Annotated in this window: 19 protein-coding genes; 9 read left to right on the top strand and 10 right to left on the bottom strand. The window is 63.6% G+C overall.

The window, feature by feature from the left end; all coding sequences use genetic code 11:
- Positions 1 to 190 precede the first annotated feature (190 nt).
- From JWZ97_RS12340 to JWZ97_RS12330, 3 genes are read left to right on the top strand one after another with little or no spacing between them, the layout of a single operon-like run.
- Positions 191 to 2,152, top strand: coding sequence for a hypothetical protein (locus JWZ97_RS12340; protein WP_205429625.1), 1,962 nt, complete (start codon positions 191 to 193; stop codon positions 2,150 to 2,152).
- Entirely contained in the window at positions 2,149 to 2,913 is a 765-nt protein-coding gene (locus JWZ97_RS12335; RefSeq protein WP_205429624.1) for a DUF2272 domain-containing protein, read from the top strand. The genes JWZ97_RS12340 and JWZ97_RS12335 overlap by 4 nt, the downstream gene beginning before the upstream one ends.
- A complete protein-coding gene (locus tag JWZ97_RS12330; protein WP_205429623.1) occupies positions 2,910 to 4,292 on the top strand; it encodes an APC family permease in 1,383 nt (460 codons plus the stop codon). Before JWZ97_RS12335 ends, JWZ97_RS12330 begins: the two co-directional genes overlap by 4 nt.
- A 139-nt stretch (positions 4,293 to 4,431) precedes the next feature.
- Here JWZ97_RS12330 and JWZ97_RS12325 read toward each other — a convergent pair whose 3' ends face one another.
- From JWZ97_RS12325 to JWZ97_RS12300, 6 genes are all read right to left on the bottom strand, one after another.
- The gene (locus JWZ97_RS12325; protein WP_205429622.1) at positions 4,432 to 4,773 is read right to left on the bottom strand and encodes a zinc ribbon domain-containing protein YjdM; all 342 of its coding nucleotides are present in this window, start codon (positions 4,771 to 4,773) and stop codon (positions 4,432 to 4,434) included.
- A 109-nt stretch (positions 4,774 to 4,882) separates the two neighbouring features.
- Positions 4,883 to 5,776: a fructosamine kinase family protein gene (locus JWZ97_RS12320; protein ID WP_205429621.1), complete on the bottom strand. Its 894-nt coding sequence runs from the start codon at positions 5,774 to 5,776 to the stop codon at positions 4,883 to 4,885.
- A gap of 75 nt (positions 5,777 to 5,851) precedes the next feature.
- The gene (locus JWZ97_RS12315; protein ID WP_205429620.1) at positions 5,852 to 6,865 is read right to left on the bottom strand and encodes an NAD(P)H-dependent glycerol-3-phosphate dehydrogenase; all 1,014 of its coding nucleotides are present in this window, start codon (positions 6,863 to 6,865) and stop codon (positions 5,852 to 5,854) included.
- Between the two features lie 19 nt (positions 6,866 to 6,884).
- Positions 6,885 to 7,349 carry a protein-export chaperone SecB gene (secB, locus tag JWZ97_RS12310; protein WP_205429619.1) on the bottom strand — a complete coding sequence of 155 codons (465 nt, stop codon included), beginning with the start codon at positions 7,347 to 7,349 and terminating at the stop codon, positions 6,885 to 6,887.
- A 160-nt stretch (positions 7,350 to 7,509) separates the two neighbouring features.
- Positions 7,510 to 7,944 carry a rhodanese-like domain-containing protein gene (locus tag JWZ97_RS12305; protein WP_240342334.1) on the bottom strand — a complete coding sequence of 145 codons (435 nt, stop codon included), beginning with the start codon at positions 7,942 to 7,944 and terminating at the stop codon, positions 7,510 to 7,512.
- 46 nt (positions 7,945 to 7,990) lie between these two features.
- Complete coding sequence (locus JWZ97_RS12300; protein ID WP_205429617.1) at positions 7,991 to 8,308, bottom strand: helix-turn-helix transcriptional regulator; 318 nt, start codon at positions 8,306 to 8,308, stop codon at positions 7,991 to 7,993.
- Between the two features lie 169 nt (positions 8,309 to 8,477).
- On the opposite strand from JWZ97_RS12300, the gene gpmI reads away from it, so the two are divergent.
- The 3 genes from gpmI to JWZ97_RS12285 all read left to right on the top strand — a co-directional run bounded on the left by gpmI (position 8,478) and on the right by JWZ97_RS12285 (position 12,597).
- On the top strand, positions 8,478 to 10,019 hold the full coding sequence (gene gpmI, locus JWZ97_RS12295; protein ID WP_240342333.1) for a 2,3-bisphosphoglycerate-independent phosphoglycerate mutase: 1,542 nt from the start codon (positions 8,478 to 8,480) through the stop codon (positions 10,017 to 10,019).
- Positions 10,019 to 11,155 carry a murein hydrolase activator EnvC gene (locus JWZ97_RS12290; RefSeq protein WP_205429613.1) on the top strand — a complete coding sequence of 379 codons (1,137 nt, stop codon included), beginning with the start codon at positions 10,019 to 10,021 and terminating at the stop codon, positions 11,153 to 11,155. The genes gpmI and JWZ97_RS12290 overlap by 1 nt, the downstream gene beginning before the upstream one ends.
- Positions 11,156 to 11,295: 140 nt before the next feature.
- On the top strand, positions 11,296 to 12,597 hold the full coding sequence (locus JWZ97_RS12285) for a S41 family peptidase (protein ID WP_205429611.1): 1,302 nt from the start codon (positions 11,296 to 11,298) through the stop codon (positions 12,595 to 12,597).
- A gap of 88 nt (positions 12,598 to 12,685) precedes the next feature.
- On the opposite strand, the gene JWZ97_RS12280 is transcribed toward JWZ97_RS12285, so the two are convergent.
- Positions 12,686 to 13,549: a transglycosylase SLT domain-containing protein gene (locus JWZ97_RS12280; RefSeq protein WP_205429609.1), complete on the bottom strand. Its 864-nt coding sequence runs from the start codon at positions 13,547 to 13,549 to the stop codon at positions 12,686 to 12,688.
- A 473-nt stretch (positions 13,550 to 14,022) separates the two neighbouring features.
- Between JWZ97_RS12280 and JWZ97_RS12275 the strand changes: the two genes are divergently transcribed.
- The 3 genes from JWZ97_RS12275 (at position 14,023) to JWZ97_RS12265 (ending at position 16,682) form a co-directional block, all read left to right on the top strand.
- Positions 14,023 to 14,532: an RNA polymerase sigma factor gene (locus JWZ97_RS12275; protein WP_205429607.1), complete on the top strand. Its 510-nt coding sequence runs from the start codon at positions 14,023 to 14,025 to the stop codon at positions 14,530 to 14,532.
- An 87-nt stretch (positions 14,533 to 14,619) separates the two neighbouring features.
- Positions 14,620 to 15,573, top strand: a complete 954-nt coding sequence (locus JWZ97_RS12270; protein ID WP_205429605.1) for a FecR domain-containing protein — start codon at positions 14,620 to 14,622, stop codon at positions 15,571 to 15,573.
- A 143-nt stretch (positions 15,574 to 15,716) separates the two neighbouring features.
- The gene (locus JWZ97_RS12265) at positions 15,717 to 16,682 is read left to right on the top strand and encodes a TonB-dependent siderophore receptor (RefSeq protein WP_205429603.1); all 966 of its coding nucleotides are present in this window, start codon (positions 15,717 to 15,719) and stop codon (positions 16,680 to 16,682) included.
- A gap of 186 nt (positions 16,683 to 16,868) precedes the next feature.
- On the opposite strand, the gene JWZ97_RS12260 is transcribed toward JWZ97_RS12265, so the two are convergent.
- The 3 genes from JWZ97_RS12260 to JWZ97_RS12250 form a co-directional block, all read right to left on the bottom strand.
- Positions 16,869 to 18,137 carry an amidohydrolase gene (locus tag JWZ97_RS12260; RefSeq protein WP_205429602.1) on the bottom strand — a complete coding sequence of 423 codons (1,269 nt, stop codon included), beginning with the start codon at positions 18,135 to 18,137 and terminating at the stop codon, positions 16,869 to 16,871.
- Positions 18,138 to 18,350: 213 nt separating this feature from the next.
- Positions 18,351 to 19,592: a PepSY domain-containing protein gene (locus JWZ97_RS12255; protein ID WP_205429600.1), complete on the bottom strand. Its 1,242-nt coding sequence runs from the start codon at positions 19,590 to 19,592 to the stop codon at positions 18,351 to 18,353.
- Positions 19,593 to 19,765: 173 nt separating this feature from the next.
- Positions 19,766 to 20,956, bottom strand: a complete 1,191-nt coding sequence (locus JWZ97_RS12250) for a PepSY domain-containing protein (protein ID WP_205429598.1) — start codon at positions 20,954 to 20,956, stop codon at positions 19,766 to 19,768.
- Positions 20,957 to 21,024 lie beyond the last annotated feature (68 nt).

Here is a 21,024-nt window from a genome sequence, read left to right as displayed (position 1 = left end):
GTGTCCGGCCGGGCGTATCGGACGCAATTCCCGCGACCAGGCTCAGGGAGGCGTTTCATAAAAACGCGAGGACCGCGTATGCCTGGGGTGACGCTTCGGGGTTATATTAAGTCCGGTTCCTTGGCCGGTTACGCCGTAGGAACTCCGACCCCTCACATCCGCCTGCGGCTGGAAGCCGTCCAAAACACCGATGACACTATCTCGTACGCACCGTCGTCCCGCATCCGGTCCCAGGGCCGGAAATCTCCGCTCCCTGTTGGTGCTGATGGCGGTCTGCTTTTCGGCAGGCGCGCACGCCGAGACACCCGCATGCGAGCAGGGTGGCGACGTGCGCATCTGGATCTCGCCGCGCGCACCGCAGCCCGGACAGACGGTACGGGTCCTGGCCGTCGTGGAGGACGGGCAAGCGGTGGAGCTGAGCGGACTCGATCCGGAAGGCCGGCCCTTGGCTCTGGTCAGCGATGAGGCTGGAATGATGAACCCTCTCCCTTTGGGAGAGGGCAGGGTGAGGGTTAAGCCTGACGATAGGTCGACGGTTGCGTCACCCGCATCGCGCCCCGACGCCCTCACCCCAACCCCTCTCCCAGGGGGAGAGGGGCTTAAAGCAGCCGTGTCGTGGTCTCCGGTCAGCGTCGCGGCGACGATCGCGAACATCCATTCCGGCCACTACCGCATCGAGGCGCGCCGGCGGGGCGCGGTCGCCGCTTGCCGGGAATTCGAAGCCGGTTCCGGGCACGCCGATGCCTCGCCATTCCCCGGAGGATGGAATGCGTCCGCGGAGGCGCTTTATTCCGCCTGGATCGAGCGCCTGTTCGATGCGCCGGCCGAGGACAATCTGAGTTTTCCGTCCCTGGAACCGGTATTGCGCGATGCCGGCCGCAACTTTTTATACGACTATCTGGGCCAGAACGAAGACGCTCGCCTGCCGGCCACGCCGGACTGTGCCGACCTGCCCTATTTCCTGCGCAGCTATTTCGCCTGGAAGCTGAGCCTGCCCATGGGCTTTCGCGCCTGCAGCCGGGGCAGTGCCAAGTCGCCGCCGCGTTGCGGTTCGCCGGTAGTGGATACCCGCTTCACCGCGGGAGCGGCCGGCGGCGCGGGTTTTCAGGGCCTGATGCGGAAAGTGGCGGATACCGTGCATTCCGGCAGCGCGCGCACCGGGCTGGACGACGAGGCGAGCGATTTCTATCCGGTCGAACTCAGCCGCCGGGCCCTGCGGCCGGGGACGGTTTATGCCGACCCGTACGGCCATGTGCTGGTGGTCGCCAAATGGATACCGCAGACCGCGGACCGCCCCGGCCTGCTGCTGGCCGTCGATGCCCAGCCCGACAATTCGGTCACCCGCAAGCGATTCTGGGAGGGCACCTTTCTATATGCCGAGAACGTGCCCAGCGCCGGGCCGGGATTCAAGGCCTTCCGGCCCTGGATCAGTTCCGGTTCGGGTGCCTACGTCACGCCGCCCGAGCCCGCGCTGGCCGACGGCCCCGGTTTCATCCCGTATTCCCTGGAACAGGACGGCCTGCCGGCGGACGATTTCTATGCGCGTGTGGGCAAGCTCATCAACCCGGCCGGACTGGCGCCGGAGCAGGCTTACCGCGAGACCCTGGATGCCCTGGTGGAGCAACTCGTCACGCGGGTGACCTCCATAGACAATGCCGAGGCTTATTTCCGCAAGGACCCTGCAGCCGTCATCGCCATGCCGCAAGGCGCCGCCATCTTCGAAACCATCGGTCCCTGGGAAGACTATTCCACGCCGTCCCGCGACCTGCGCCTCATCATCGCCATGCGCGTGTTGACCGGCCTGCCGGACAAGATCGTCCGCCACCCCGAACTGTTCCGCCTGAACGGCCAGACGCCGGAGAGCGCCAGGGCGGCCATCCAGGCCCTGCATGCGCGCAGCATCGAAGAGCGGCGCATACGCTACACCCGCACCGACGGCAGTGCCTGGGAACTGAGCGTGGCCGACATCCTGGCGCGCCAGCCCGCCCTGGAGGCCGGCTACGATCCCAACGATTGCGTCGAATACCGCTGGGGCGCCGAGCCGGGCAGCGCGGAAAGCGCGACCTGCCGCCGCCACGCTCCGGCCGAGCAGCGCGCCCGTATGGAGCAATACCGTACCTGGTTTCACGAAGCGCGCAGGCCGACGCGATGAGCAAGCTTTACGCGCTCTGGATCGTCTGTTTCTGGCTCGTTGCCTGCGGCACCGCGCCCAAGAAGCCCGCGCCTCCACCCAAGCCACCGTCCGAAGTTCAGGCCGCCGTTCCGTCTAGCCCGACACCGGCTCCCGGCTCCACGGTCGAGCGCATCGTGTCTCTGGCCCTGGGGGAATGGGATTATTTCGGTCGCCAGGTGGTGACGATAGCCGGTGACGAGGAGGCCATTCCGCACGTGGGAGACTGGGAGGACGAGGACGGCGACCATAGCGAACGGGTCGCCCGCTACTGGCAGGCGGTGGGCCGCTCGCGGCTGTCCGGCAGCGACTGCCAGCAACCCTGGTCGGCCGCCTTCGTCAGCTGGGTCATGACGGAGGCCGGCTTGCCGGAAAGCGCCTTTCCACCGGCCGACGCGCACTGGGTCTATCTGGATCATTTGATGAAGGCGGACGGTCCGGATGCGCCTTTCCGGCCGCACCCGATCGAGGGCTATCCGCCCCGGCCGGGCGATCTGATCTGCGCCACCCGCGGCCCCGGCGCGCCCTGGTTCGACGGCCTGCCCCGGACAGCGGAGTTGCGCTACACCAAGCTGCATTGCGACATCGTCGTGGAGAGCGACGGCAAGACCCTGGATGCCATAGGCGGCAACGTGCGCAACTCGGTCTCGAAGACGCGGCTGCAACTGAACCCGGAAGGTCATCTCCAGCCGTCGATCAAGCGCCCCTGGTTCCTGGTGCTGGAAAATCGGCTGGTTCGATGAGGTCGTCGTCCCGTTTCGAACTCGTCCGCGCCTTCGGCTTCCTGGAGGCCGGCGCCATCGTCACCGGTTCGGTGGTCGGTACCGGCATCTTCCTGGTGCCTTCGACCATCGCCCGCGAAACAGGCTCGGTGGCGGGCGCCTTCCTGGTCTGGCTGGTCGGCGGGCTGCTCTCCCTGGCCGGAGCGCTCAGCTACGCGGAATTGGGCGCGGCCATGCCCGAGGCGGGCGGTGAATATGCCTATCTGCGCCGGGCTTACGGACCGTTCTGGGGCTTTCTGTTCGGCTGGCAGCAATTGCTGATCGCCAAGACCGGATCGATTGCCAGCATCGCCACCGGATTCGCCTTATTCCTCGGTTTTTTCCTTCCCGGCATCCAGGAACCGGCCCTGTCTGTCCCGATGGGGACGCACACCTGGGCGTTGAGCGGGGTGCAGTTCATCGCCATCGCCACGATCGTCGCGCTGACCGCCCTGAACTACCTGCGCATCGGCTTCAGCGGCGCGGTGCAAAGCCTGCTGACCCTGATCAAGATCGCCGCCATCGTGCTGCTCGCGGTCCTCGCCCTGAGCACCGGCCCCGGCCGCTGGGAAAATCTGCAAGGCGGCTTGGGGTTGTCCCCGGTACACGGCGGGCTGGGTTATGTGGCCGCCTTGTCGGCCGCGCTATGGGCTTACGACGGTTGGAACAACCTCGTGCACGTGGGGGCCGAGGTGCGCGATCCGAACCGGACCATCCCGGCGGTGCTGATCTGGGGCATGGCGGGCGTGGTGGCGATCTACATGCTGGCCAATCTCGCCTATTTCTACATCCTGCCGCTGGATCAGGCGATGCGCTCGGAACGGCTCGCCCAGGATGTGGCCGTGGCCACGCTGGGCACCTGGGGCGGTACGGCGATCACCCTCATCGCGGCGATTTCCAGCTTGGCCACCCTCAATGGCAGCGTGCTCAGCGGCCCCCGCGTGAGTTATGCCATGGCGCGGGATGGCCTGTTATTCGACCGCATGGCCGATGTTCATCCGGTACACCGCACGCCGGTCAAGGCCTTGCTGCTGCAATGCCTTGCCGCCGTGGGTTTGATCCTGATACTCGGCCGCGACCGGGAGGCCTATGAGCGGTTGTTCAATTTCACCATGTTCGGCACCTGGCTGTTTTACGGCATCACGGCTTTGTCGGTCGTCGTGCTCCGCCGCCGCTGCCCGGAGCTGCTCAGGCCTTACCGCACGCTGGGCTATCCCTGGGTGCCGCTCGCCTTTGTTTTCGTCGCCGCGGCGTTCTGCCTGGGACTGCTGCTGGAGCGTCCCGCGGATTGCGGCCTGGGCGTCGCCTTTCTGGCCGCCGGCTTGCCGTTTTATGTCTACTGTCGCGGCCGTGGCCGATGATCCAGCCGGCCAAGACGGGTCGGCTCCGCCGCTCATGGCGCTCACGCCGCCCGCTTCCCGGACAACCGATGCGCCGCGCTGGCCCGTTTGCCGTCCGGCCCCGCCGTTGCGATGACGGCCGCTGACGCCAGACCTACGTCTACGCCTTTTTCACGAATTCCGATTTCAATTGCATGGCGCCGATGCCGTCGATCTTGCAATCGATGTCATGATCGCCTTCGACGAGACGGATGTTCTTCACCTTGGTTCCGACCTTCACGACCAGCGACGAGCCTTTCACCTTCAAGTCCTTGATGACCGTGACCGAATCGCCATCGTTGAGCGTGTTGCCGTAGGCGTCGCGTACCACGCGCGCCTGGTCGGCACTCTCCGCGGCCGCTCCTTTCGCCCATTCGTGCGAGCACTCGGGGCAGATGTAGAGGTCGCCGTCTTCGTAGGTGAATTCGGAATTGCATTGCGGGCATTTGGGCAGTTGGCTCATGCTGGACCTTGTGGGTGATAGGTGGTGGAGAAACGTAATTCAAGCCGGACGGGACGGATCCCGGCCGCGATATTGCGAAACGAGGACGGGGTGGGGCGTCGATAGTCCGTCAACGGACTTCGGCCAGCAGCCGGCTCATCATCGATTCGGCCTGGCCGGCATAGCCGCCGCCGAACAGATTCAAGTGATTGAGGATGTGATACAGGTTGTAAAGCGTTTTGCGGATCGGATAGCCGGCATCGAGCGGGTAGGCTTCGCGGTAGGCCGCATAAAAGTCCGCGCCGTATCCGCCGAACAGCTCCGTCATGGCCAGGTCGGCTTCGCGGTCGCCGTAGTAACAGGCGGGGTCGAAAATCACCGGCTGGCCGGACTCGTCGGCGGCATAATTGCCGCCCCAAAGGTCGCCGTGCAGCAGGGAAGGGTGGGGGTGATGATCGGCGAGCAGGGTGCCCAGCCGGTTCAGCAGTTGTTCCCCCAGCGTTTGCAGACGGCCTCCGTAGCCTTGATCGGCCGCCAGCCGTAGCTGAAAGCCGAGACGGTGCTGTGACCAGAAGTCCGTCCAGTCGTGGGTTTGCGGGTTGGGCTGCGGGGTCGAGCCTATGGTGTTGTCCCGGCTCCAGCCGAAATAAGGCTGCTCGATGCGGTGCAGCGCGGCGAGTTGCCGGCCCAGGGCCCGGTCCGTGTCGCCTCGCCCCGTGTGCAGAGGCAGGTATTCCATCAGCAGGTAGGCGCGGCCACCGGCGATGCCGCAGCTCACCGGCTCGGGTGCCCGTACCGTGCCGCTGGCGGCGATCTCCCGCAAGCCCTGTTCTTCGGCTTCGAACATGGGCAGCAGGGAGCGCTGGTTGAACTTGACGAAATAATCGCGTCCTTCGCCGTGCAGCCGATAGGCCTGGTTGATGCAGCCGCCCCCGGCCCCGGAGGCCCGGCTTAAGGTGACGGTCACATCGCCGGACTGGCGTATCGCCTGTTCGAGCGTCTTCAGCGTGGCGTTGTCGAGCATGGAAGCACCTCGGCGGACGGGTCGTCGTATTTCAGCATCGTGGCATGCGGCCGGGAAGGCCCAGCCGGGCCACCCTCAGTTACGAACCGTCACCGCCTCCGGCTTGGGTTCGCGCAGGAGGAGGTTGCGCACCGCTTCCTCGGGAGCCAAGCCCTCGTGCAGGATGCGGTAAGTCTGTTCGGTGATGGGCATTTCGACGCCATGCCGCTGGGCCAGTTGGTAGACCATCTCGGCGGTGCCTATGCCTTCGATTTCCTGGCCGATTTGCGCCGTGACTTCGGCACGCGACAGGCCCTTGCCCAAGCCCAGCCCGAAACGCCGGTTGCGCGACTGGTTGTCGGTGCAGGTGAGGATGAGGTCGCCGGCCCCGCCCAGTCCCATGAAGGTTTCCTGCTTGCCGCCCAAGACCAGGCCGAGGCGCATCATTTCGGCCAGGCCCCGGGTGATCAGCGCAGCGCGGGCATTGGCGCCGAAGCCCAGCCCGTCCGCCACGCCGGCGGCGATCGCGAGGACGTTCTTGGTCGCTCCGCCCAGTTGCACGCCGATGATGTCTTCGGTGGTGTAGGTGCGGAAATTGGTGTTGTGCAGCAGGCCCGACATTTCCGCGGCGAATTCCGGCTGGCGCGAGGCCACGGCGATGGCGCTGGGCAAACCGGCGGCGACTTCGCCCGCAAAGGTGGGTCCGGATACCACGGCGCTGGGCACCCCGGATCCCAGGACTTCTTCCGCGACCTCGTGGAGCAGGCGGCAGGTCTGTCTTTCCAGCCCCTTGGTAGCCCAGGCCAGGCCGGTTTCGCGCGACCTCAACGGCGCGATAGCCGTGAGGGTGGCGCGAAAGGCATGGCTGGGCACCGACACCAGGATCACCGCGCGTCCCGGAACCGCGTCTGCGAGACTCGCGCTGACGTGCAGATTATCGGGAAACGGCGCGTTGGGCAGGTAGCGCCGGTTGCAGCGGTCGCCCTCCAGGCGCGCCGCGTGTTCGGGGTGGTGTCCCCACAGCGTCACTTCGTGGCCGTTGCGCGCCAGCACCAGCGCCAGCGCGGTGCCCCAGGAGCCCGCGCCGAGTACAGTGATTGATTTCTTCATGCGTGAGCGCGGCCGATCCTCAATTGACGCTGCTGGAGCCCGGTGCCGACGGCTGCGGTTGCCCTTGCTGGATGTGCTGGGAATACAGCGCGTCGAAGTTCACCGGCGCGAGCAGCAGGGGAGGGAAGCCGCCCTTGATGACCAGGTCGGATACCGCCTCGCGGGCATAAGGGAACAGGATGTTCGGGCAGAAGCTGCCGAGCAGCGGGCCGAGTTCCTGCTCGTTGAATCCGCCCAGCGTGAAGATGCCGGCCTGGGAAACTTCGACCAGATAGGCGGTCTTGTCTTCCAGCTTTACGGTGACGGTGACGGTCAGGCTGACTTCGAACAGGTTCTCCTGCAATCCCTTGGCGTTGCTGGAAAGGTTGAATTCCACCTGCGGCTCCCATTTCTGGGTGAAGATCGCGGGGGAGTTCGGGGTTTCGAACGATACGTCCTTGACATAAAGCTTTTGCAGGGCGAACTGCTTTTCCTCTTCGGCCATTTTTCTGTCCTCGATTTGATGTTAGGGGTGCTGGAGCGTGGTGCCGAGTCCATCGTCCCGGATTTTTTCGGCGAGCGTCATCGGTAAACCTGGGTTTCCCGGTGTGATACGAAATCGGCCGCCGCTGCGGCCGATTTCGGCGAGGCGTCCCTGCGCCGGCTTAAGATTTGCGGGTGAGCGGAAGTTTGGCGTCTTCCCACGCGAGCAGCCCGCCGCGCAGGTCGTGCACCTGGGTGAATCCGGCCTTGGCCAGTTTTTTACAGGTGGGGCCAGATTTGGTTCCCTGCTGGCAGCAAACGATGATCGTTTTGTTCTTGTAGGGTTCCAGTTCGCCCAGTTTGTCGCCCACTTTGGCGTACAGGATGTTGCGGGCCTTGACGATATGGCCGGTGGCGAATTCCGCGGGATCGCGCACGTCGATGACCAGGGTTTCGTCGTCGTTCAGCAGGGCCACGGCGTCGGCCGGCGTGGTCGATTTGTACTTGCGGGTCAGAACGTCGAAGGAATCCTGGATCAGGAGCAGGCTGACAACGAACCAGCCGCTGCTCAGTATCCAGTGATTGCCAACGAATTCGCCGATGCGATCCACATCCATTCAAAATACCTTCTAGATCGTAAAAGTGGTGAAGTCCGACGGGGTTTCAATCCTGCCGGTTGCAAAAGCTTTCCCGCAACAGCTCGATGACTTGCAAGGTGTAGGGGTGCTCGATGTAGTAGAAAACCCGGTTGGCGTCCTTCTGGCACGCCAGTATGCCCTTGTCGCGCAAGATGCCCAAATGCTGGGAAATATTGCTTTGCGTCGTGCCTACCTGGTCGACGATATCCTGCACGCTCACCCGTTCGTTGCCCAAGGTGCACAAGATCTTCAACCTCAACGGATGCGACATGGCCTTGAGATAGAGCGCGGCCCGCGCGATATCCGCGTCATGCGCAATCAGAGGCGTCGGTAGCGAGCTCATAAGGCGGTGACCCGGGTTCGTTAGCCGCCGAGGCGGACGGTTCCGGACGGCACGACTAACGTTCGAAAAAACGGTAAAATGGCGACCACATTCGCAGCGCATGCGAAGGTCCGTCGAGTATCGTCGTTCGTTCGAGCGGTCCGGGGGAAATTTGGCAGAGGATTATACGTTGAAGTCGCACCGTCCTAAACCCATCGTGTTGTTAATTTTTGACGGCTTCGGTTACAGCGAGCTGGAAACCGCCAATGCGATCCGCCTGGCGCACACGCCGAATTGGGACGGCCTGTGGGCGAATTCACCCCACACCCTCCTGGAATGTTCCGGCGGTGCGGTCGGACTGCCCGACGACCAGATGGGCAATTCCGAGGTCGGCCATCTGCATCTGGGATGCGGCCGCCTGCTCGCCCAGGACCTGACCCGCATCAACCAGGCCATAGCCAACCGCACGTTCTTCGACAACCCGGTCTTGCGGGCTGCGGTGGATCAGGCCAAAACCAGCGGCAAGGCCTTGCACATCCTGGGGCTGCTGTCGCCAGGCGGCGTACACAGCCATGAAACCCATATCCACGCGCTGGTCGAGCTGGCTTTGAGCCGAGGGCTGAGCGACATCTATCTGCATGCCTTCCTGGATGGCCGCGATACCCCGCCCAAAAGCGCGGAAGCCTCGATACGCGCCACCGAAGCCCGATTGGCGGAGCTGGGCGGCGGGCGCATCGCCTCGCTGACCGGCCGTTTCTATGCCATGGACCGCGACAACCGCTGGGAGCGGGTCAGCCAGGCTTACGAACTGCTGGCTCACGGCAAGCCGGAGTTCAGCGCCGCAAGTGCGGTCGAGGGGCTGGCAGCGGCTTATGCGCGGGGGGAAACCGACGAATTCGTCAAACCCACGGCCATCACGCCCGAGGGCACGCTGCCGGTGGCGATGCAAGCCGGCGACGTGGTCGTGTTCATGAATTTCCGCGCCGACCGCGCGCGCGAACTGAGCCTCTGTTTGACGCAAGACGATTTCCAAGGATTCGAACGCGGTGAGTATCCGCGCCTGGGTGCTTATGTGACCCTGACCGAATACCACGAGGATTTCAGCTTTCCGGTGGCTTTCCCTCCGACGTCGGTGAAGAACGGCCTGGGCGAAGTCCTCGCCAATTCGGGGCTCAAGCAGTTGCGTCTGGCCGAGACGGAAAAATACGCCCACGTCACCTTTTTCTTCAACGGCGGGACGGACACGCCTTTTCCCGGTGAGGAGCGCATCCTGGTGCCTTCGCCCAAGGTCAAGACCTATGACCTCAAGCCGGAGATGAGCGCGCCGGAAGTCACCGACCGGCTGGTGGAAGCGATCGAAGGCGGGGAGTACGACGTCATCATCTGCAATTACGCCAACGGCGACATGGTCGGCCATACCGGCGTGCTGAGCGCGGCGATTGCCGCCGTGGAGACCCTGGACGCGTCGCTGGGGCGCGTGCTGGCCGCGCTGGACCGGGTCGGGGGAGAGCTGGTGCTGACCGCCGACCACGGCAATGCCGAGCAGATGATCGATCCTGAAACCGGCGAGGCGCAGACGGCCCACACGGTCAATCCCGTGCCGCTGGTTTACCGGGGGTCCGCCGGCCGGCTGGCGGATGGCGGCAATCTGGCCGACGTGTCGCCCACCCTGCTGGCCATCCTGGGGCTGGATCGGCCGGCCGAAATGACGGGGCGCTCCCTGCTGATCTGATGCGGGGTCTTGCTCGCATCTTAGGGCTGGTCGTGCTGGCCTTGCCGACGGCGGGAGCGGATGCGGGCGAGCGGGAGGAAAAGGACAGGGAGCTGCACACCCTGCGGGGCAAGATACGCATCGAGGAGGTCGCGGTGGGCGGGCTGGAGTCGCAGAAAAGCGACCTTTCCAGTCAGCTCGGCGCGCTGGAGCGGCGCTACGGTGAATTGAGCAAGTCCCTCAGGGATCTCGAAAACCAGGCCCGCAGCCAGGAGCGCCAGTTGGACGACTTGAAGCGGCAGCGGGCCGAACTGCGGGTAGGCATACTGCAGCACAACCGCACGCTCATCGCCCAGACCCGGGCCGCCTATGCCGACGGGCGCCGCGAATGGCTGAAGCTGGCGCTCAATCAGGACGATCCGGCGCGCGCCAGCCGCATGCTGGCCTACTACGGCTATCTCAACCGCGCCCGCTCCGCCCAGTTGCAGATACTGGACCGCAGCCTCGCCGGAACGCGGGAACTCGAGGCGAAATTGCTTGCCGAAGCGGAACGGCTCAATTCGACCCGCGCGCGTATCGCGCGGGAGCAGGCCGACCTCGAGGCATCGCGCAAGCAGCGCCGCGAACTCATGGCCGGGCTGGAGCATGAACTCAAGGACCGGGGGGGCAGGCTCAAGCGGCTGCGGGACGACGTCCAGCGCCTCCAGGATCTCATCGCGGCTTTACCGGAGACGGCACCGCCGGAAAGCCGTGGCGCTCCCGACGAGCAAACGCCTTCCGAACGGGCCGCTTGGCCGGTCCAAGGCCCGTTGCTGGCCCGGTTCGGATCGCCCAGGCTTTCCGGCCAATGGGACGGAGTGTTGATCGGCGCCCAGGAGGGCAGTCCGGTGCGTGCCGTCGCCCGCGGCCGGGTGGTGTACGCCGACTGGCTGCGAGGATACGGCCTGTTGATCATCGTGGATCATGGCACCGGACATCTGAGCTTGTACGCTTTCAATCAAAGCTTGCACAAGGCCCTGGGGGACTGGGTCGAGGCCGGCGACATCATCGCCAGCGTGGGCTCCAGCGGCGGCCGCAGCGAGCCGGGACTGTACTTCGGGGTGCGGGAAAACGGGCGTCCCATCAATCCCTTGCAATGGAGCGGGCGGGGGAACTAGAGTGTTCCTCCAAGGTAAGCGTTAAATGGCATTCCGTTGACGAATGGCCGATCCGGCTGGGCGCTCCGCCGGTTCGGGCCGTGTCGGATGTGCAGGGTGCGGGTCCGTCGGTTAAATCATTTCTTATTTTGGGAAACAACATGCTGAGTCACAAGAATCTGCTCCTGATCGGCTTCGGTGCCACGCTGGGCGTACTCATCGCCGGCGGCGGCAGCGCGCTGGCCGAGCGCGACAGCGGGGAGTTGAACACGATTCCTTTCGAAGGATTGAAAACATTTTCCGAGGTGTACGGCCGCATACGCCAGGACTACGTCGAGCCGGTCCCGGACAACAAACTCCTGGAGGACGCGATACGCGGCATGCTGTCGGGCCTGGATCCCCATTCGGCCTATCTGGACCAGGAGCAGTACAACGAGCTCAAGGTCGGCACCACCGGCCAGTTCGGCGGTTTGGGCATCGAGGTCGGTCTGGAGAACGGCTTCGTCAAGGTCATTTCGCCGATCGACGACACCCCTGCGCAGAAGGCCGGCATCAAGGCGGGCGACCTGATCATACGGATCGACGAGAAGCCGGTGAAAGGCATGAATCTCAACGACGCGGTCAAGCTGATGCGCGGCGAAGCCGGCAGCGAAATCGTGCTGACCATCGTGCGCGAGGGCGTCGAACAGCCACTCAAGTTCAAGCTGCAGCGCGATATCATCAAGGTCAAGAGCGTCAAGAGCCGCCTGCTGGAAGAAGGCTACGGCTACGTGCGCATCACCAGCTTCCAGTCCAAGACGGGCGATAACGTGGTCGATGCCATCAACGAACTGCGCAAGGGCAGCGACCTCAAGGGTCTGGTCATCGATCTGCGCAACAATCCGGGCGGTGTGCTGAACTCGGCCGTGGCGGTGAGCGACGCCTTCCTCGAAAGCGGTCTCGTGGTTTACACGGACGGACGCATCGAAGACTCGAAGATGAAGTTTAATGCCACGCCGGGCGACATCCTCAAGGGCGCGCCCATCGTCGTGTTGATCAACGCGGGTTCCGCTTCGGCTTCGGAAATCGTGGCCGGTGCGCTGCAGGATCACAAGCGTGCCATCATCATGGGCGAAAAGACCTTCGGCAAAGGCTCGGTGCAGACCATACTGCCGACCAGCAACGGCGGCGCGGTCAAGCTGACCACGGCGCGCTACTACACGCCTTCGGGCCGATCGATCCAGGCGGAAGGCATTTCGCCGGATGTGCCGATCTCCAAGGTCAAGCTGGAAGTGGCCCAGGCCTCCGAGTTTCAGCCCATCAAGGAAGCCGATCTGACCGGTCACCTGAGCAACGACAAGTCGACCAAGAAGGGCGATCAGAAATCCGAGGAAAAGCCCGAGGACGCGCTGGCCCTGCAGGACTACCCGCTCAACGAGGCACTCAACCTGCTCAAAGGCATCAACATCGTCAGACCGAAATAGCTCCACCCGGCGCGCAGGGAAGCGCCCAATAAAAAGCCGGCCGCCCTCGTCGTGAAGGCGGCCGGCTTTTTTGTGCCCGCGCGCTAAATCAGACCGGCCGGCGGTTGGCGGGTCGCGATGCGGATGTCTGAGTGCCGGGTTCCGGCGGAACGGGATGGGTGGTCTTCTGATAATGGCCGAGGATGCGCTTGACGTAGGTCTGTGTTTCCTCGATGGGCGGTATACCCTGGTGCTTTTCCACGGCGCCTTCCCCGGCGTTGTAGGCCGCCAGCACCCATACCACGTTGCCGCCGAAATGGCGCATCAGCCAGTTCAGGTAGGCGGTGCCGCCGCGGATGTTCTCGGTGGGATTCCAGGTGTCCTTGACGCCGAAGCGTTCGGCGGTGGCGGGGATGAGCTGCATCAGGCCCTGGGCATTCTTGGGGGAAACGGCTGCCGGGTTGAAGCCGGATTCGGCCTGGATGACGGCCATCACCAGTTTGGGATCGATGGCATAACGGGGTGCGATCTGGTTGACCAGACCCTCGACCGCCTTGCGGCTGGGGCTGGAAATTTCCGCTACGGCCACGGGTGGCGGCGGTGGCGGCTTGCAGCCCTGATCGTCTTCCGAGGCGATGTCCTTGTACAGCAGGGTCATGCGCCGCGCCAGCAGATCGCCTTTTTCCGCCGCCCGGCGAAACCAAAACATGGCTTGGCCCAGATTGCGTGCACGGCCTCGCGCGTTGAAATTCATGAAGCCGATGTTATAGGCCGACTGCGCGTCGCCCTGCCAATAAGCCTGGCAGTAGAGGCGATAGGCTTCGTTATAGTCCTGCTTGACCCCGCCGCGCGCATGTTCGTATTTCAGGGCCAGATAACGGAGTTCTTCAGGGTCTTGCGAGGCGTCTTCCGCCGCTGCGAACGGCGCCAGGGCACAAAGCGCTAGGGCGAGCAGGCTCTTTTTCCAAGTCATGGGCATACCGTCGGTTGTCGATTTTCTTAAATACCTAAGCAAATCCCACACCATAATCCGGAAGATCAGGCGATGCCCGGCTTTGCTTATCGGTACCGCGTTGCGCGGCGCGAACTTGTAAAAAATCCTGACATCTCGTTCGAGCCGCCTGCCTAAGGGCTAGAACTCCTGGCTGCCAGCCGTAAGGGCAAGCCAGCGAGGCGGCCTCGCCGCGGGTCAACGGCTGCGATGAAGCCGGCTCTTCGGCGAAGGGCGGGTAGTTTGGCGTCGCTGTGTGATACCCCGCAATTTCTTGTTTGAGTATTGGCCTTCGCGCCGAAGACGCCTGCCTATCTTTATGATTTAAAATACTTATTCTCTAACGGCCCGGTACTTGCTTCAGGTGGGGCGTCCGTATTTCTCCCTTTTGCTATGCCATCACACGGCTACGCCGGAAAGGCGGGATGCAGCCTTATTTATCACAGTCACGGCCCATGTTGGAAAAGAAACAACCCCCGCTGGTGCACGAGTTCTTCCTGAGGTATGCCGGCGACATCAAGCGGTTTCTGACCTGGAAGGTGGGCGAAGACGACGCCGCCGATCTCACCCAGCAGGTTTATCTGCGCGCGCTGGAACACTCGAATCTGGGAACGGTCCGCCAGCCGCGGGCTTTTCTGTTGCGCATCGCCGCCAACCTGGTCGTGGATACTTACCGCTGGCGTAAGACGCGCGCGCCTCAGGACGACGCGCCCTTGCCCAATCCCGAGGAAATCCAGGAGCCAGCTCCAGGGCCCGAGGCCCGGGTATCCGGGCACATGGAATTGCAGCGCTTTCGTTCCCTGCTGGCCGAACTGCCGGCGCCGAGCCGCCATGCTTTCCTGCTCAATCGCGTGGACGGCCTCACCCACGCGGAAATCGCCGAGCGCCTGGGCATCTCCCGGAAATCGGTGGAACGCCACATCCTCAAGGCATTGCGCTACCTGCAGGATCGCATGGCCGATTGATGCCTTGCGGAGACCGAGGGTGACGGTTGCGCCCCGCCTCGTTCGTCTTATCATGCAGCGCCCCCCGTTTCCTTAGCTTCCGGCCTCATGACCCCATCCTCATCCCATCGCCTCGCGCGTCGACAGGCCCTTGCCTGGCTGACCCGGCTGCATTCCGGGCATGTCGGGCCGCAGGAGCGCGCCGCCTTCCAGCGCTGGCTCGCCGAGGACGAAGCGCATTGGCGCGAATACGGCCGGGCACGCAAACTTTGGAATGGCCTGGGAGAACTGGCCACCGGAGCCGGTAATGAACTGGCCGAAGCGCGGGCTTTTCACGCCTGCAGCCGGCCATGGGCACGCGCCCTGGCGGCCGGCATCAGCTTTCTGTCCCTGACCCTGATGGCCGGTGGGGCGATCTGGGGAAACGCGCACACCGAGCGTCTGCAAACCGCCTGGGGCGAGCGGCGGCACCTGGAGCTTGCCGATGGTTCGTCCGTGGAGCTCAACGGTGATACGGATCTGCGGGTGGTTTGGCTGGCCGACCGGCGGCTGTTTCACCTCATCCGGGGCGAGGCCGTGTTTCGGGTCCGGCATGGCGATCCGCGTTCCTTCGACGTATATGCCGGCGCCGGGCGGGTGCGCGACATCGGCACCGCTTTCGCCGTGCAGCGACGAAACGACAGGATAGACGTGCTGGTGCAGGAAGGCGCGGTGGAGGTCGGCAGCGGCCGGGAAACGCCCCGTCGGCTGCTTGCGGACCAACGCCTGACGCTGGCCGACTCGGGCGCGCTGTCTCCGGTCGCTGCCATCGATGCCGCCGATGCGCTGGCTTGGATGCAGGGCAAACTGGTGTTCAGGAATCTGTCGCTGGGCGACGTGCTGGCGCAAATCTGCCGTTATCACCGGGTTGAATTCACCTTCGCCGATCCCCGTCTGGCCGACCGCAAGGTCAGCGGCGTGTTCCGCATCGAATCGCTGCCCTCCTTGTTGAGCAGCCTGGAAACCGCTTTGTCCCTGAAAGTCGAAGCCGACGGCGCGCGATATTTGCTGAAAAGCCGATAACGCGTCCGCCTGGGGGAGTACCGGCGATCGCCATGATCGCCGAATACCTGACGATTTCCGGCTGCCTCGCGCGTCTTTAATCGGGGGGATTCACATCACCGCCCGACGAAGCACTAGAACAACGGAGGAAACATGCCATCAACGTGTTCAATCCGGTCTATGGCTTTACCCGGTATCTCGGCGATCCGCTCGTTCCGGGCGATGACACCAAGAATGAATGGCATGGTTTTTATGTTCAGGACCAGATCGCATTATGGGAGCAATGGCAGTTGCTGCTCGGCAGCCGTTTCGATCATGCCGAATTCGAAACCGGCGGCGGCTATAAGGGCGTCGACGAATTCAGCCCGAGGGTGGGTCTTTTATATCATCCCGTGTCCTGGCTGGGTATTTATGCCGACTATGTGGAAACCTTCAACGCGGTCAATCGGGGCACGACAGTTTCGGGCGCTATTCCCGACCCCGAAAAGTCCAACGAATACGAAGTCGGCCTGAAGGGCGAGTGGCTGGGTGGCAAACTCACGGCCAGTCTTGCCTATTTCGAGTTAACCAAAACCAATGTGCAAACGCCCTTGCCGGCGCCCTTCATAAACAAAGTGGCGATCACGGGAGAGCAGCGCAGCCGCGGCATCGAAATCGATTTGCGTGGGCAACTGACGGATTACTGGAACCTTATCGCGAGTTATGCCTATACCGATACCGAAGTGACCAAGGATTCGGCGCCGCTGGATACGGTTATCGGCTCCAGCGGCTCGGGTAATACTGGCCATCGTTTTTCCAATGTGCCCAGGAATGCGGGCAGTATCTGGACGACTTACGATTTTTCAGCACTGGGGGCGCAAGGTCTCAGCGCCGGTGCCGGGGTTTATCTCGCCGGCGACCGTGCCGGCAATATCGACAACAGCTTCGAGATGCCGGGTTATGCGCGTCTGGATGCGATGCTGAAATATCAGCACAAGATCGGGCCGTCCAAGCTGACCTTGCAGTTCAATGTAGAGAATCTGCTCGATAAGGAATATCTGGCCGCCAGCAATGGCTTTGCTTCGTTCATACACCAAACCATGCCCGGCACACCGCGCACTTATCTGGGGTCGGTAAAGTTGGAGTTTTGATGGGCGGGTGCGGTCATGCGGGGAAACGTGTCACAGGCATTTTTCCCTGCGCATGGACGGCGCCGTGTTGACCCCAAGGTCCAGGCCCTCCCGGAGATCGACCCGCGTGCGGGCTTCGTCCAGTGGCGATGCGGCAGGCCGGTCAGGCGTCGCCCGTCCCGACCTGCATCAACCGGAAGGGGCCGATCAATCCGCGAGTTGATCGACCACGGTCTTGCCGCCGGAAATCACCAGGCTCGGGTATTCCAGGGGCTTGAACGCCATGAAGGCATTGCCGGACACGGCGATGATGTCGGCGGGAGCGCCGGGAACCAGGGTGCCGAGCTTATCCAGGCCGCCTTCGGGCCCGAGCGCCAGGACCTTGCCGGCCTCCGACGTCGCCGAGCGAAACAGGTTCAGCACATGGCCGAAGATATGGCTGGGATCGGGGTCCACCGCCATGTTCGCGTGCAGCAGGGCATGCAGTTCTCCCGCGTCGATGCCCCAGGGGATTTCCGTATGCGCGATCTCGGCCGCGTAGTGTATCTTGGCTCCCAGATGCACCAGCCCGTGCAGATTCTCGTGCGTGCCGCGGCAATGCGAGAAGGTGTCAACGGTGGACAGGAAGCGGATGCCTTGATGCACCGCCTGATGGAGCAAATCATGGGATACGGGATCGCAAGGGATGTGGGCGATCTCGTCGACCCCGGCGTCCACCGCCAGTTGCAAGCCCTGTTCCTCGCCGACATGGGCGGTCACTTCCCTGCCCAAACGATGCGCCTCCACCACCACGGCCCTGACGACCGCCGGCGAAGGCATGGGCCAGGGCGGCTCGATGGACGGCGTATGTCCTGTGGTCCAGGGAGCGCCTTCCTCCCCGCCGGGTTCCAGGCCAATCTTGATGATGTTCGCGCCGCCGGCGACCAGGTCATCGACCAGGGCTTGCGCCGTTTCCGGGCTGTCGACGGGAGCCGATACATCGCCGGTGAATACCGGGCCGGGATAACCGCCGGGACCGGTGATGATGGGGCCCGCCGTAACCAGGCGCAGTCGGCCGTGCCCGCCGGACAGGGGCAACAAGGGCCCGCCCACGTCCCTGACGGTGGTGACGCCATGGCGCAGTATGATGTCGCGCGGTACGTTCTGATAGGCCACATGGCCATGCAATTCGATGAAACCGGGCAACAGGGTGGCATCGCCCAGATCGCGCACACGGGCACCGCGGCTGCGCAGCGTCGAAGCGGGGCCGATCGCCGCGACCTTGTCGCCGACGATCTTGACCGCGTAATCCTCGTGCAGATCGACGCCGTCGAATACCCGGTCGGCGCGCAAAATCAGCGGCCGCGGCGGTTCCGCCCTGTGCTCCTTCCCGTCCGCGTTCGCCGCTCCCGGCGGCAGCACCGCCGTGACTATCGCCACCGCCGCGATGGGCCATTTTTTCGTCAACGCCATCCATACGCATGGTCTGGTCTTCATCTTTAAACCCTGTCGTTTTGTTATTGGTAGTCGCTTCGGGAATCGGGTTCCGCGCAGCCGGGCAAAACGAGCAGAATGCGTACCAGCGAAGGAATGGCGGAAGTTGGCGGGGTTTGAGAGTTTCGCCGATGTCGCGGTGAGGCATATGACGCGGTCAATTCGTCGTAAGCCGCAGATTTCGTCCGGTCACGCGGGGCCGCAAAACCGGCCCCTTCAGGCCGAACGCACGCGTCGGGCACGCCGCTTCTGCAGCCAGCGTATGACGCCGGTCACGAACAGCAACGGACAGGCCAGTCCGGCGAGAAACACCAGGATGCGCCCGGTCCAGCCGAAAGCCTTGCCGCTGTGCAGGGGCCACTGCCAGTCGACGAAGGTTTCGCCCGCCGTTCGGCGCGAAGCCGGATCGCGTACCTCCAGGATGACGCCGCTATATGGGTCGACCGACACGATGCGTTCCGACCAGAACCGGCTGAGTCCCGGCACATCGCGCAAGCTGATCCGATAAGCCTCGGACGGATCGTCCGGATTGCTCAGCCAGTTGATGCGCCCTTCCGGGTAGCGCGTGCGAACGATGTCCAGCGCCCGATCCAGGCCGATGGGGTCACGCCCTTCAGCCGGAGCCGCGTGCGGACTATCCATGAAACCTCGGGTACCGGGCGACAGCAGCTTGACCGGAGCGAGGAAATAGTCCGGCAGGTTCATGTAGATGCCCGACAGTAATACCGCCAGCACCACCGGAAAGGTGTAGAAACCCGAGGTCTGGTGCAGATCGTGGTTTAGCCGTTCGGCGCTGGCCCGGCTCTTGATGACGAAGACCCGTTTCCACTTGCCGGTCAGTGGCCACCAGAGGATCAGCCCGGTCAACACCGAAAACAACAGCAACACCGCCATGACGCCGACGATGGTCACGCCGGTCGCACCGGCCAGCAGGGCATAGTGCAGGCGGAACACGAAGGGGATGAAGCGGACGGGGAAAAGATCGTTCCCCGCCTTGATCAACTGCTTGCCGCTCACCCGGGCGCTGTAGGGGTCGACAAACACTCGCCATTCGTCCGCGTCGTTGTCGCCCCGTTTCACCTGATAGCCCAGGGTGTAGGCCGTACGCTCGTCGCCGGGGTAATCCAAGAAGCCCAGCCGCCCTTCCGCGGGGGCCACGGCATTGGCGGCGGCCAGTATTTCGCCCAAGGGCCGGAAAGCCCGCTCGCCTTCGGGCGGCGGGCTGACCTGCAGGGATTCGGCCTGCAGCCAGCCGTCGATTTCCTGGTAGAACACCAGGATGCTGCCGGTCAGGCCGAACACGGCCATGAAGAACCCCAGGATCAGCCCCAGCCAAAGATGAACGTCCAGCCAGCGTTTGCGCCTAGCCTTGAGCGCAAGCAACCGGGATGCCGCCTCTGCGTCCGGGTTGCGGGTTGTCGTGGCGCCAAGATTCCAATCGTCCGAGAGCCGTCTCATGCGCTTCGCCTCCGTATAAAATTTCCAAGCCTCATCCCGTAAGACGTTCGAGCGGCCCAAACTCCCCCCTGCGCATTGTCGACGCCGCTGCGAAAACGGAGACTAGAACTCCAGCCAGACCGAGCACCCCGCCGGCCGCTACGGCATATCCCACAGCGCCCGGCGTGTTGGCTTTATCCGGCCGATATCCCGGATCGGGTTGCCGGCCTCCGCTTCTGCAGCCAGCGGAGTAGGCCCGTCACATAGAGTACCGCCGGTGCCACACCGGTCGCGCACCACACTATCCGTCCGGCGAGGCCGAACGCCTGGCCGTCGTGCAAGGGCCACAGCAGATTCATGAAAGTCTCGCCCGGCGTAAAGAGATAGGGGTCCTGCACGGCCAGAACCCGGCCGCTGTATTGATCGATCCAGACCTTGCTGCGGGGCCGTATGCGGTTGGCTTCGCCCGCCTGCCGTTTCGCGACCGTATAGACGCCTTCCCGGCCGTCGGGCGTGCCGATCTCGCGCAACTCCGCGCCGGGAAAGACCTCATCGGCGATTTGCACCGCCCGCGCGATCGGGATCGGCTGAGCCGAGTCGAACGGGACGGATTTGAGTTTGGGATCTTTCAGATGATCGGCTTGGACAGCGGAAAACCAGCCGACCGCCGTCTTGACATAATCGTTGTAGGCGAAGGAAAAGCCCGTGAACGCAATGGGCAGCAGTATCGCCGCGGCATAAAAGCCCGCGGCCCGGTGCAAATCGAAATAGAAGCGTTGCCGCCCCGCGCCCAGTTTGACCGTCAGCGACGTGGTCAGCGTCGCCCATCGCGGCCACCACAGATAAAGTCCGGACAGGCAAGAGATGAACAGAAAGATTCCGAAAGCGCAGACGATGTCGAAGCCCCGTTTGCCGATCTCCACACCGACCTTACCCATCATCAGATCGGCGTGCAGTTCGTAGATCAGGCTCAGCCAGGTGTGCCCCCAGAAATGTTGCTCGACGATTTCGCCGCTGTAGGGATCGACCAGTATTTCCAGCGGCGCGAACAACTCGTCCCTGGTTTCTTCCGGCTTGGGATATTCCACCCAGATGTAATCGCCTTGCTGGCCCGGCAGTAGCATGAACCAACCGCCGGTCCGTTGCGGGTGGGCGGCGTTCACGGTCTGCAGGATCTCGTCCAGCGCACGCGGCTGCCGTTGCGGATCGGCCGGCACGGCGGGTAGGCCCAATTCGCCCAGTTCGTAATAGAAAACGTTCACCGCGCCGGTGACGCCCAGAACGGCGAAAAACAGTCCCACCGTCAGGGCGATGTACAAATGGGTTTTGAGCCAGAGTTTGCGCAGGGATTTCCGGTGCTTCCTGCGAGGAAATGCTATGGACATGGTCGCTCGCTATTCGGTCAGTGGGTCGTGTGAGTCAGGCGGGCATCGTTGCAAGGCTTAAAGCTTTC

This window comes from Methylococcus sp. EFPC2 (assembly GCF_016925495.1).
GTDB lineage: Bacteria > Pseudomonadota > Gammaproteobacteria > Methylococcales > Methylococcaceae > EFPC2.
This window is presented reverse-complemented; position numbering and strand designations above follow the sequence as displayed.